This is a genomic window from Bradyrhizobium barranii subsp. barranii (assembly GCF_017565645.3).
Classification (GTDB): domain Bacteria; phylum Pseudomonadota; class Alphaproteobacteria; order Rhizobiales; family Xanthobacteraceae; genus Bradyrhizobium; species Bradyrhizobium barranii.
The window spans coordinates 378182-390239 of sequence record NZ_CP086136.1 but is presented as its reverse complement, the minus strand read 5'-3'; the positions used below and the strand labels follow the sequence as shown (position 1 = coordinate 390239).

The window sequence follows — 12058 nt, the reverse complement described above, 5'->3', positions numbered from 1 at the left end:
CGCTCTAGAGCTGAACCGCGGTTCGATTTATGGCGATTTGGTGATTGCGCAGGCGAAATCGACTCCGTAAATAGAGCCGACCTTTCGCGATCCCCGCGTGCCCCCTGCTGGGCCGCAATAAACATCAAAAGCCCATGACCGCACGGATCGAACGACCGCTTTCCCCCCACATGCAAGTCTACCGCTGGACGCTGACGATGGCGCTGTCCATCGTCCATCGCGCCACCGGTATCGCGCTCTACGTCGGAACCCTGCTGCTGGCCTGGTGGCTGATCGCGGCGGCTTCCGGCCCCGCCGCCTATTCCCACGTCCAGGCCTTCACCGGCAGCATCATCGGCCGGCTGATCGTGTTCGGCTACACCTGGGCGCTGATGCACCATATGCTGAGCGGTATCCGGCACTTCGTGTGGGACCTCGGCTACGGCTTCAAGCCCAATGAGCGCGAGGCCCTGACCTGGGGCGCGCTGATCGGCGGCATCGTGCTCACGGTCCTGATCTGGATCATCGCCTATGCGATCGGAGGCGGACGATGAGCGCGACCGATACGCCCAAGCGCAGCATGCGCACCCCGCTCGGCCGCGTCCGCAATCTCGGCGCGGCGCATTCGGGTACGTCCGATTTCTGGCGCCAGCGCATCACCGCCGTCGCCATGACGCTGCTGATGATCCCGGTGCTCGTGATCATCATGATGCTGCTCGGCCGCAACCAGGCCGGCGCCGCGCAGATCCTCGGCTCGCTGCCGATCGCGGTGATCCTGCTGCTCTTCATCGCCGCCAGCGCCTGGCACATGAAGATCGGCATGCAGGTCGTGATCGAGGACTACGTCCACAACGAGAAGCTGAAGCTCATCTCGATCATGCTCAACAATTTCTTCTCGATCGCCGTGGCGCTCGCCTCGACCTACGCGATCCTCAAGCTTTCATCCGGAGTGTAACCCATGGCCACAGCGACGAATGGCAAGGGCAACGGCGCTCCCGCCACCAACGGCAAAGCCTATCCGATCGAAGACCACACCTATGACGTCGTCGTGGTCGGCGCCGGCGGCGCGGGCCTGCGCGCCGTGGTCGGCTGCAGCGAAGCCGGTCTGCGCACCGCCTGCATCACCAAGGTGTTTCCGACCCGCTCGCACACGGTTGCGGCGCAGGGCGGCATCTCGGCCTCACTCGGCAACATGCACAAGGACGATTGGCGCTGGCACATGTACGACACCGTGAAGGGGTCGGACTGGCTGGGTGACCAGGACGCGATCGAGTACATGGTGCGCAACGCGCCCGAGGCCGTTTACGAGCTCGAGCATTGGGGCGTGCCGTTCTCGCGCACCGAGGACGGCAAGATCTACCAGCGTCCGTTCGGCGGCATGACCATGGACTACGGCAAGGGCCAGGCGCAGCGCACCTGCGCCGCCGCCGACCGCACCGGCCACGCCATGCTGCACACGATGTACGGCCAGTCGCTGCGCCACGCGGCCGAGTTCTTCATCGAGTTCTTCGCCATCGACCTGATCATGGACGACCAGGGCACCTGCCGCGGCGTCATCGCGCTCAAGTTGGATGACGGCACGCTGCACCGCTTCCGCGCCCAGACCGTGATCCTGGCAACCGGCGGCTACGGCCGCGCCTACGCCTCCTGCACCTCGGCACACACCTGTACCGGCGACGGCGGCGGCATGGTGCTGCGCGCCGGCCTGCCGATGCAGGACATGGAGTTCGTCCAGTTCCACCCGACCGGCATTTACGGCTCGGGCTGTCTCGTCACCGAAGGCGCGCGCGGCGAAGGCGGCTATCTCGTCAATTCCGAGGGCGAGCGCTTCATGGAGCGCTATGCGCCGTCCGCGAAGGACCTCGCCTCACGCGACGTCGTCTCGCGCGCGATGACGATCGAGATCCGCGAAGGCCGCGGCGTCGGCAAGAAGAAGGACCACATCTTCCTGCATCTCGACCATCTCGATCCCGCGGTGCTCGCCGAGCGCCTGCCGGGCATCTCCGAATCCGCAAAAATCTTCGCCAATGTCGACGTGACGCGCGAGCCGATCCCGATCGTGCCGACCGTGCACTACAACATGGGCGGCATCCCCACGAACTATCATGGCGAAGTGCTGACCAAGAAGGACGGCGACGACAACGCCATCATCCCGGGCCTGATGGCGATCGGCGAAGCCGCCTGCGTCTCCGTGCACGGCGCCAACCGCCTCGGCTCGAACTCGCTGATCGACCTCGTCGTGTTCGGCCGCGCGGCTGCGCTCCGTCTCGCCGACAAGCTCACGCCCAACGCCAAGCAGCCGGAGCTGCCGGCGAACTCGTCCGAGCTCGCACTCGGCCGCCTCGACCATTACCGCTACGCCTCCGGCGGCACGCCGACCGCGAAGCTGCGCGAGGGCATGCAGCACGTGATGCAGAACAATTGCGCGGTGTTCCGCACCGGCGACATCCTGAGCGAAGGCCAGAACCTGATCGAGAAGGTCCACAGCGGCATCACCGACATTGCCGTGTCAGACCGCTCGCTGGTGTGGAATTCCGACCTGATCGAGACGCTCGAGTTCGACAATCTGATCTCGCAGGCGGTGCTGACGATGGACTCCGCCGCCAACCGCACCGAGAGCCGCGGCGCGCACGCCCGCGAGGACTTCTCCGCGCGCGACGACAAGAACTGGATGAAGCACACGCTGGCCTGGCTCGACGACAAGGGCAAGGTCAAGATCGAGTACCGCCCCGTTCACGACTACACCATGACCAACGACGTGCAGTACATCCCGCCCAAGGCTCGCGTTTACTAAACGTCGCGCGTGTACTGAACGAACAGCGAAAGCTTTATCGAAATGGTTGAATTCGCACTTCCGAAGAACTCTAAGATCACCGGCGGCAAGACCTGGCCGAAGCCGGCCGGCGCGACAGACGTTCGCGAATTCCGCGTTTATCGCTGGAATCCGGACGACGGCAAGAATCCGAGCGTCGACACTTATTACGTCGACACCCATGATTGCGGTCCGATGGTGTTGGACGGCCTGATCTGGATCAAGAACAACATCGACCCGTCGCTGACCTTCCGCCGCTCCTGCCGTGAAGGCGTCTGCGGCTCCTGCGCGATGAACATCGACGGCCAGAACACGCTCGCCTGTACGCGCTCGATGCATGACGTCAAGGACGGCGCGGTCAAGATCAACCCGCTGCCGCACCAGCCGGTCGTGAAGGACCTCGTTCCTGACCTCACCAATTTCTACGCGCAGTACGCCTCGGTCGAACCGTGGCTGAAGACGACCTCGCCGACGCCGCAGAAGGAATGGCGCCAGAGCCATGAGGACCGCGAGAAGCTCGACGGCCTCTACGAGTGCATCCTCTGCGCCTGCTGCTCGACCTCGTGCCCGAGCTATTGGTGGAACAGCGATCGCTATCTCGGCCCGGCCGCCCTGCTCCAGGCCAACCGCTGGGTCTCCGACTCCCGCGACGAGGCGACCGGCGAGCGGCTCGACAATCTCGAGGACCCGTTCCGCCTCTACCGCTGCCATACCATCATGAACTGCGCCAAGGCCTGCCCGAAGGGCCTGAATCCGGCGGAAGCCATCGCCGAGCTCAAGCTCAAGATGGTCGAGCGCCAGATCTAGGCCTCATTCATGCTACGGCTCCCCGGCCGCGACGGCCGGGGCATTCTACGCCATAGCCCGCACCACGCGCGAACGTCCGGATTACAACCTCCGGTTCCATCGACAGGCCACTTCCTTCCCAGCGGGAATTTCAAGTAAGCTCTCCGGTCAGGGACCGGAGCGACTGTGCAGGGTGCGCAACGCAACTCGCTGAGACTGTTGCAGTGGATGATGGCGGCATCCCTGGCGCTGCCGATTGCACTGTTCGTCTTCACCTCCACGATCTCCTACACATCGACGAAGGACATCGCCGACCGCGAGATCGAGCGCACGCTCGATGTCGCCCATGAGCACGCGCTCAAGGTGTTCGAGACCATCGACCGCAGCTTGGCCGAACTCAACGAAGTCGTGCGCGGCCTTCCCGACGAGGTCATCCGCTCGCGCGAACCGGCGCTGCATCGCCGCCTGAAACGGCTGACCGATGCGCTGCCGCAGCTCAAATCGGCCTGGATCTTCGACTCGAACGGGAAATCGCTGGTCAACAGCCTCGCCTCGCCACCGCAGGATCTGAGTTTTGCGGACCGCGATTACTTCTACGCCCATGTCGACCAGAACATTGGCACGTTCGTCGGCGCAGCCCTGACGCCGCGTCCGCCCTATCAGGGGGCACGCTTCTTCGGCATGAGCCGGCGCCGCGAAACCGACGATGGCAGCTTCATCGGCGTCATCCAGGCCTCCGTCCTGCCGGAATATTTCGAGAGCTTTTATGCCAGGATCGGCTCCGATCCCGGCAGCTTCTTCGCCATGGGACGCACGGACGGCGTGGTGCTCACCCATTTTCCCCGGCTCGACCGCGACTTCCGGCTCGATCCGACCGGGCCGGTCGGGCAGCAGATCGCCGCTCACCCCGAGCACGGCCTCATCACCATCGCCTGGCCCTCGGACGGAATCGAGCGGCGCGTCGGCTACAGGCGCGTCGCCGAATATCCGATCTATGTCAGCGCCGGGCTCGAGACCGCGGCGATCCGCGCGCGCTGGCTCGCCACCATGGGCCAGCATCTGGTGTTCGGCATTCCCGCCACGGCGCTGCTGTTTCTGCTGCTTGCGCTCGCGTTCCGGCGCACCCAGCATCTCCACGCCGAGGCCGCAGCGCGACGCGAGGCCGAGGAGGCGCTCAAGCACAGCCAGCGGCTGGAAGCGCTCGGCCAGCTCACCGGCGGTGTCGCGCACGACTTCAACAATCTCCTCACCGTGATCCGCGCCTCGGTCGACCTGTTGAACCGGCCGCAGCTGAGCGAGGAGCGGCGGCAGCGCTACATCAATGCCATTGCGGACGCGGTCGCGCGCGCCGCCAAGCTGACCTCGCAGCTGCTGGCGTTCGCGCGGCGCCAGACCCTGAAACCGGAAGTGTTCGACGTCGGGGAACGGATGCAGTCGCTGCACGACATGCTCGCCACGTTGCTCGGGCCGGCGATCGAGATCGGAATCCGGCTGCCGACCGAGCCCTGCCTCGTCAAGGCTGATGCCGGCCAGTTCGAGACGGCTCTGATCAACATGGCGACCAATGCGCGCGACGCCATGCAGGGCAAAGGCAGGATCACCTTCGCCGTGCAGGCGGCGGCGACCATACCCGATACATTGGTGCACGTTTCGGGCAGCCATGATCTTGCAGGCGGCGATGGTTTCGTCAGTGTCGCCGTCAGCGACACCGGCATCGGCATTCCCGCCGCACGATTGGGCCGCATCTTCGAACCGTTCTTCACCACCAAGCAGATCGGCCAGGGCACCGGTCTCGGCCTGTCGCAGGTATTCGGCTTCGCCCGGCAATCCGGCGGCGAGGTGACCGTCGAGAGCGAGGTCGGCCAGGGCAGCACCTTCTCACTCTATCTGCCGCGCGTGCCGGCGGACCTGCTGCCGCAGCGGCAGGCGCCCAACACCGCGCCGGCGGTGGCCGGCAGCGGCATGTCGGTGCTGTTGGTCGAAGACAATATCGAGCTCGCCAATTTCGCGGCCGACGGCCTCACCGAGCTCGGTTACAGCATCACTTTGGTGGACAACGCCACCGACGCGCTTGCCGAGCTCACCGTGGACACAGATCGCTTCGACGTCGTGTTCTCCGACGTGGTGATGCCCGGGATGACCGGGCTCGATCTTGCGCAGGCGATCCGCGATCGCGGCATCCGCGTGCCGATCGTGCTGACCACCGGCTACAGTCAGGCCCTGTCACAAGATGGCGCCGCCGGCTTCGATCTCGTGCAAAAGCCCTATTCGATCGAGGAATTGTCGCGGGTTCTCCATCGGGCCGCGAGGCTCCGGCCGGTCCGCGACGGCGCGGCCGAGTGAGGCTGGCGCGGAACCAACGGGAACCGATTGATTTGGTTCGCGTTATCCGCTCATGCACAAGCCGGCCGCAAAGCGCGAACAGGGCAGGAAGCCCCCCATTGTCGAAATCAAGGGCGAGAACGGCGACGAGGTCACGCCGCCGCCGCCGGCGGTTATTGAGCCCGATCCTGCACTCTCGCCCGAGGAGGCCGAGCAGGTTCGCAAGGACTATCTGCTGACGCGCTTCTGGATCAGCGCACGTGGCTTCTGGGGCCGCAACGGCGACCGGCTGGCGTGGCTCTACTCGATCGGCCTCGTCGTGCTGATCGTCCTCACCGTCGGCTTTCAATACGGCATCAATGTCTGGAATCGCGCGATCTTCGACGCCATCGAGAAGCGCGAGGCAGCCACCGTCTTCCATCTCACGGCGGTGTTCTTCCCGCTCGCGATCGGCAGCATCGTGCTCGGCGTGGCGCAGGTGTTCGCGCGCATGGGCATTCAGCGCCGCTGGCGCGCATGGCTCACGGCAAGTGTGCTGACGCGCTGGCTGGCCAATGGGCGCTATTATCAGCTCAACCTGGTCGGCGGCGACCACAAGAACCCGGAATACCGGATCGCCGAGGATCTGCGCGTTGCGACCGATTCCCCGGTCGATTTCCTCGCCGGCGTGACATCGGCGCTGTTGTCTGCGGTCACGTTCATCATCGTGCTCTGGACCATCGGCGGCGCGCTCACGGTCACGCTCGGCGGCTCCGCCATCACCATCCCCGGCTTCCTCGTCATCGCCGCGATCCTTTACGCCGCGATCGCCTCCGGTTCGATCCTGGTGATCGGCCGGCGCTTCGTGCAGGTCTCCGAGGACAAGAACCAGGCGGAGGCGGATTTCCGCTACGCGCTGACGCGCGTGCGCGAGAACGGCGAGAGCATCGCGCTGCTCGGCGGCGAGGAGGAGGAGCGCGGCGGCATCGACCGCAATTTCACCAACGTGCTGCGGCAGTGGGCGCGTTTGGCCGGCCAGCACATGCGCACAACGCTGGTCTCGCAAGGCTCGAGCCTTGTTGCTCCCGTGGTCCCACTCCTGCTCTGCGCGCCAAAATTCCTCGACGGCAGCATGACGCTCGGACAGGTGATGCAGGCGGCATCCGCCTTCACCATCGTGCAGAGCGCGTTCGGCTGGCTGGTCGATAATTATCCGCGGCTCGCCGACTGGAACGCCTGCGCGCGCCGCATCGCCTCGCTGATGATGTCGCTCGACGGCCTCGAGCGCGCCGAGCAGGGCGACGGCCTCGGCCGCATCAAGCGCGGCAAGACCAGCAACGAGGCCATGCTGGAGATGAAGGATCTCTCCGTCACGTTAGATGACGGCACCGCCGTGGTCGGCGAAACCGAGGTGGTGATCGAGCCGGGCGAGCGGCTGCTGGTCGCCGGTGAATCCGGCACCGGCAAGAGCACGCTGGTGCGCGCCATCGCGGGGCTCTGGCCATGGGGCGGCGGCAGCGTCAATTTCCATCCCGACCGCCGCCTGTTCATGCTGCCGCAGCGGCCTTACGTGCCGTCCGGCAGCTTGCGCCGCGCGGTCGCCTATCCCGGTGCCGAGTACGACTGGACCGTCGAGGAGATCGGCGAGGCCCTGCACAAGGTCGGCCTCGACCACCTCAAGGAGAAGATCGAGGAAGAGGGACCGTGGGACCAGACGCTGTCCGGCGGCGAGAAGCAGCGCCTCGCCTTCGCGCGGCTGCTGCTGCACAACCCCGACATCGTCGTGCTCGATGAAGCGACCTCCGCGCTCGACGAGAAGAGCCAGGACAAGATGATGCAGATGGTCACCGACGAGTTGCCGAAGGCGACCATCGTCAGTGTCGCCCATCGCGTCGAGCTGGAAGCCTTCCACAGCCGCAAGATCGTGCTGGAACGCCGCAAGGGCGGAGCAAAACTCGTCAGCGATATCGACCTGATCCCGCGCAAGGGCAAGCGCAAGCTGCTTGGGCGATTCCTGAGGCAGCGCAAGGCGGCGCCAAAAAAGGCGGCGTAAGGCTCTGTCGTCCCGGGGCGCGCGAAGCGCGAGCCCGGGACCCATAGCCACAAGATTGAGTTTGGTGAGGACTCGTAGTTACCAGTCCATGTCACAACTTCTCCCTGGGGTTATGGGTCCCGGGCTCGCTTCGCGCCCCGGGACGACACCGGTGATGGAGCGTTGGAGTCCCCGGCAAAACCGGCTATGCATGCGCCGCTTGCAACGAGGACCACCTGCTTGACGCCCGACAACGCCCCTTCGTCCGCGCCGTTTGGCGCGTTTGCGCCGAACGCGGCGCAGGCTGCGATCATCCGCCTTGCGCAACAGTCGGGGCTGAAGCGCGGTGCGTTCCGCCCGTGGATGTCGCGGCTGGTCAACCTGATGCGCGGCGGGCCGATCGATGTGCAGTACCAGGGCGCCTCGTTCCGCTTCTATCACCAGGGCAGCGCGACCGAGCGCGGCGCGCTGTTCAATCCCGACTACAATCTCGACGAGCTCGACTTCCTGCGCCGGCACACCCCAACAGGCGGCACGTTCGTCGACGTCGGCGCCAATGTCGGGACCTTTGCCCTGGTGATGGCGCAGCAGGTCGGCACCAATGGCAAGGTGGTCGCGATCGAACCGCATCCGATGACGTTTGGACGGCTCTCGTTCAATCACGCCGCGTCGAAGACGACGCAGGTCCGCCTGGTACAGGCTGCCGCCGGTGACAGCGACGGCGAGCTCATGATCGAGAGCGGCGGCGGCAATCTCGGCGCCACGCACGTCGTCACCGGCACGGCCAGCGCGGAGGCCATCAAGGTGCCGTCGCTGCGGCTGACGCGCATTCTGGACGAGGCCGGCGTCGGCCAGGTCGATTCGCTCAAGATCGACGTCGAAGGGTTTGAGGACCGCGTGCTGATCGGCTTCTTCCGCGACGCGCCGCAATCGCTGTGGCCGCGCGCGGTGGTGATCGAGCATCTGTCACAAAACGAATGGCAGCAGGATTGTATCGCTGACATGGTCGCGCGCGGCTTTGCGATCGCGCGCAAGACACGGAGCAATACGTTCCTGTCGCGCTAACCGTGAGCAAGGGAGATTTGCGATGATCGACCATTTGGGTTTTTCGGTCTCCGACTATGAGCGCGCGAAAGCGTTCTACGCCAAGGCGCTGGCACCGCTCGATTACAGCCTGATCATGGAGGTAACGGCGGAGCAGACCGGCCACGCTCCGGCGGCAGGCTTTGGCGCCAACGGCAAGCCGGACCTCTGGTTCGGTGCCGAAGGCGCGATGAACAAGCCGGTGCATATCGCGATTCTCGCGAAGGATCGCGCCACGGTCGACGCCTTCTACAAGGCGGCCATGGCGGCCGGCGGTCGCGACAACGGCGCACCCGGCATCCGCCCGCATTATCATGCGAACTATTACGGCGCGTTCGTGCTCGACCCTGACGGACACAACATCGAGGCCGTCTGCCACGCGCCGGAATAGCGCGCGCTCAGGCACGACACGACAAGGAACATCGGCGCGGCATCATCGTTGTCATTCTCCAGACAACTGACCTCGATGATGCCGATGCCGATCGAACCGCCCGAGATTCCGCCGGCAACACCGGGCACCCCCACCGAGCCGCCGCCTGGAATTCCGCCGGGCAATCCGCAGCCTGAAATCGCGCCGCCGGTGCGCGAACCCGGCGAATCACCGCGGCCCGACGAATCGCCGGGCCACGTGCCGGAAGAGATTCCATCGCGCGGACCGAACGGACCGCTCACGCCGAATCCCGCGACAGATGCAAGTTCGCTGCGCGATCACATGTGAGGCGAAGCATCACATGTGAGGCAATTGCAACCTGCGTCTGAATGCGCAATGAACGTCACCATAGTGAGGTGATTTGCGTGCAGAAATAAATCGGCCCGCGACCTCTTCGCCCGCCACATTCCGGCCTAACGCGTAGCTGTTCATCCCGACACTTCGTCAAAGAACCTTCCGGGGAAGTTCACCATCATGACCAACCTTCGTTTCGTGCTGCTTGCAACGACGGCTCTGACCGCGATGCAATTCGCAAGCTCCGCATCGCATGCGCAAAGCGCGCCGCCGCTCGTGGTCGCGCAAGCGCAGACACAACCACCAGAGACCGACAAATCGAAGCAGCCTCCGAAGGAAGCGCCGAAGGGACCGCCGCCTGGCGCACGTCCTGCCGCACCACCTCCTCCTGCAGCGGCACCGCCCGCAGCTCCTGCGCGCCCCACGGCGCCGCCGCCCGCGGCTGCACCTCCGCATCCTCCCGCTCCGCCGCCGCCGGCTGCCGCGCCGTCGCGCCCGACTCCACCACCGCCTCCTCCGCCTGCGGCACGTCCGGCACCTCCGCCTCCGCCGCCACCCCCACCGCCGGCAGCTCCCAAGCAGCCGTCGCCGCCTCCGGCTGCGGCACCCCAGCAGCATGCGCCTGCGCCAACTCCGCCGCCCCCGGCCGCGCAGCCGCACACGCCGACACCGCCTCCCGCCGCAGCTCCGCCTGCCGCGCGTCCCGCTCCGACTCCGCCGGCAGCAGCAACGCCGCCCGCAGCTGCGCCCGCACGTCCGGCACCTGCGGCTACGCCATCGCCTTCACCGGCCGCGCCTGCGGCCCGCCCTGGCGCGGCTGCACCGACCGCCACGCCCGCTCCGACGGCGACACCTGCGCCGACGGCAACGCCGGCACCGGGCGCCACGCCCGGCGCACCGCCGACTGGACGCCCGGGCACCCCGCCGCCCGGCGGACGTCCTGGCACGCCTCCGGCTGCAGGATCACCGACACCGGCTCCCGGTGCCGCGCCCGCTCCAACGGCCACGCCGGCCCCCGGTGGCGCTCCGACGCCGCTGCCCGGCCGTCCCGGCGCAGGACCGACGCCCGCCCCCGGCACAGCCCCGGCGGCGACGCCGACCCCTGGTCAACAGGGCGGAACGCCTCCTGCTGGCGCGCCCGCAGCCGGAACTCCGGCTGCGCCGCCCCAGGCCGGCGGCCTCCCGCCGCGGCCCGCGGCGCCCGCCGGTGCCGCAGCGCCGAGCACAGTCCCGGGCTCGGCGGCCGCAACGCCGCCGCCCAACCGGGCGCAATTCGCTCCGCCGACAGTTACGCCTGCCTTCCAGGCAAGGCCGACAGTCGTCGCACCGCTGCCACCTCCGCCGCGCCCGCCGCAGCGTGACCTGACACCGCTCGCGATCGGTGCGGGCGTGGTGGCCGGTGTCGTGATCGGAGCCACCATTGCCGACCTGCACAACCAGCGACGCGAGGCCATCGAAGGCGGCCGCACCGTCTACACCGAACCGGATCGCATCATCATCCGCGATCCGGGCGGGCAGGCCTATGTCCGCGGCAACGACCTCTATCGCTTCCGCTATGGCGCCCGCGACATCCGCACCGACACCGTCGGCGGCGAAACCCGCACGGTCGTGATCCGTCCTGATGGCAGCGAGGTCATCACCGTGGTCGGTCCCGACGGTTCGTTGCTGCGGCGAATCCGCAGGGACCCCGGCGGGCGCGAGATCATCATCATCGACAACAGCTACCGCGATCCGCGGTCGGTCGGCGGCTTCTATGTCGATGCGCCGCCGCCGGTCGTGAACATTCCCTACGATCGCTACATCGTCGACGCCGAGGAAGCATCGCCGGACCTGATCTACCAGACCATGGAGGCACCGCCGGTACAGCGGATCGATCGGCGTTACACGCTCGACGAGATCCGCTACAGCCCCAATGTTCGCATGCAGATGCCGAGCATCGACGTCAACACGATCACCTTCGAGACGGGCTCGTGGACCATCCCGCCGGACCAGGCGGCCCGGCTGCAGGGGATCGCCGACGGTCTCAACCGTGCGATCCAGCGCAACCCGCGTGCGGTGTTCCTGATCGAGGGACACACCGACGCGGTCGGCAACGAGGTCGACAATCTGTCATTGTCGGATCGCCGTGCGCAGTCCGCGGCCGAATTGCTGACCCAGCAGTTCGGGGTGCCCGCCGAGAACCTGACCTCGCAGGGCTATGGCGAGCAGTATCTGAAGGAGCAGACGCAAGGACCGAGCCTGATCAACCGGCGCGTCACCGTCCGCAACATCACGCCGCTGCTCAACGGTGGCCAGGCCTCGCTGCCGCCGCCCCCGCCCGGCACCGCGCCGCCGCGCTGAG

The 12058-nt window shown here is 66.6% G+C and carries 10 protein-coding genes; all 10 read left to right on the top strand.

The features are described from left to right. Positions 1-134 precede the first annotated feature (134 nt). The 10 genes from sdhC to J4G43_RS01755 all read left to right on the top strand — a co-directional run bounded on the left by sdhC (position 135) and on the right by J4G43_RS01755 (position 12057). The gene (gene sdhC, locus J4G43_RS01800) at positions 135-533 is read left to right on the top strand and encodes a succinate dehydrogenase, cytochrome b556 subunit (RefSeq protein ID WP_028151914.1); all 399 of its coding nucleotides are present in this window, start codon (positions 135-137) and stop codon (positions 531-533) included. After that, positions 530-934: a succinate dehydrogenase, hydrophobic membrane anchor protein gene (sdhD, locus tag J4G43_RS01795; RefSeq protein WP_028151915.1), complete on the top strand. Its 405-nt coding sequence runs from the start codon at positions 530-532 to the stop codon at positions 932-934. Before sdhC ends, sdhD begins: the two co-directional genes overlap by 4 nt. A 3-nt stretch (positions 935-937) precedes the next feature. Continuing rightward, positions 938-2773 carry a succinate dehydrogenase flavoprotein subunit gene (gene sdhA / locus J4G43_RS01790; RefSeq protein ID WP_208083894.1) on the top strand — a complete coding sequence of 612 codons (1836 nt, stop codon included), beginning with the start codon at positions 938-940 and terminating at the stop codon, positions 2771-2773. 42 nt (positions 2774-2815) lie between these two features. Further along, entirely contained in the window at positions 2816-3598 is a 783-nt protein-coding gene (locus tag J4G43_RS01785) for a succinate dehydrogenase iron-sulfur subunit (RefSeq protein ID WP_028151918.1), read from the top strand. A gap of 165 nt (positions 3599-3763) precedes the next feature. After that, positions 3764-5920: a hybrid sensor histidine kinase/response regulator gene (locus J4G43_RS01780; RefSeq protein ID WP_208083893.1), complete on the top strand. Its 2157-nt coding sequence runs from the start codon at positions 3764-3766 to the stop codon at positions 5918-5920. A gap of 52 nt (positions 5921-5972) precedes the next feature. Further along, positions 5973-7931, top strand: coding sequence for an ABC transporter ATP-binding protein/permease (locus J4G43_RS01775; protein WP_208083892.1), 1959 nt, complete (start codon positions 5973-5975; stop codon positions 7929-7931). Between the two features lie 219 nt (positions 7932-8150). After that, positions 8151-8975 (top strand): FkbM family methyltransferase, encoded by an 825-nt coding sequence (locus J4G43_RS01770; protein WP_208083891.1) that lies wholly within the window; start codon positions 8151-8153, stop codon positions 8973-8975. A 22-nt stretch (positions 8976-8997) separates the two neighbouring features. After that, positions 8998-9384 (top strand): VOC family protein, encoded by a 387-nt coding sequence (locus J4G43_RS01765; protein ID WP_208083890.1) that lies wholly within the window; start codon positions 8998-9000, stop codon positions 9382-9384. An 84-nt stretch (positions 9385-9468) separates the two neighbouring features. Next, positions 9469-9711 (top strand): hypothetical protein, encoded by a 243-nt coding sequence (locus J4G43_RS01760; RefSeq protein ID WP_208083889.1) that lies wholly within the window; start codon positions 9469-9471, stop codon positions 9709-9711. 186 nt (positions 9712-9897) lie between these two features. After that, the gene (locus J4G43_RS01755; protein WP_208083888.1) at positions 9898-12057 is read left to right on the top strand and encodes an OmpA family protein; all 2160 of its coding nucleotides are present in this window, start codon (positions 9898-9900) and stop codon (positions 12055-12057) included. Position 12058 lies beyond the last annotated feature (1 nt).

Bases quoted from the DNA above. Each gene is read 5' to 3' on its own strand.
- sdhC (WP_028151914.1), top strand. From the start codon at position 135: ATGACCGCACGGATCGAACGACCGCTTTCCCCCCACATGCAAGTCTAC.
- sdhD (WP_028151915.1), top strand. From the start codon at position 530: ATGAGCGCGACCGATACGCCCAAGCGCAGCATGCGCACCCCGCTCGGC.
- sdhA (WP_208083894.1), top strand. From the start codon at position 938: ATGGCCACAGCGACGAATGGCAAGGGCAACGGCGCTCCCGCCACCAAC.
- J4G43_RS01785 (WP_028151918.1), top strand. From the start codon at position 2,816: ATGGTTGAATTCGCACTTCCGAAGAACTCTAAGATCACCGGCGGCAAG.
- J4G43_RS01775 (WP_208083892.1), top strand. From the start codon at position 5,973: ATGCACAAGCCGGCCGCAAAGCGCGAACAGGGCAGGAAGCCCCCCATT.
- J4G43_RS01765 (WP_208083890.1), top strand. From the start codon at position 8,998: ATGATCGACCATTTGGGTTTTTCGGTCTCCGACTATGAGCGCGCGAAA.
- J4G43_RS01760 (WP_208083889.1), top strand. From the start codon at position 9,469: ATGCCGATCGAACCGCCCGAGATTCCGCCGGCAACACCGGGCACCCCC.
- J4G43_RS01755 (WP_208083888.1), top strand. From the start codon at position 9,898: ATGACCAACCTTCGTTTCGTGCTGCTTGCAACGACGGCTCTGACCGCG.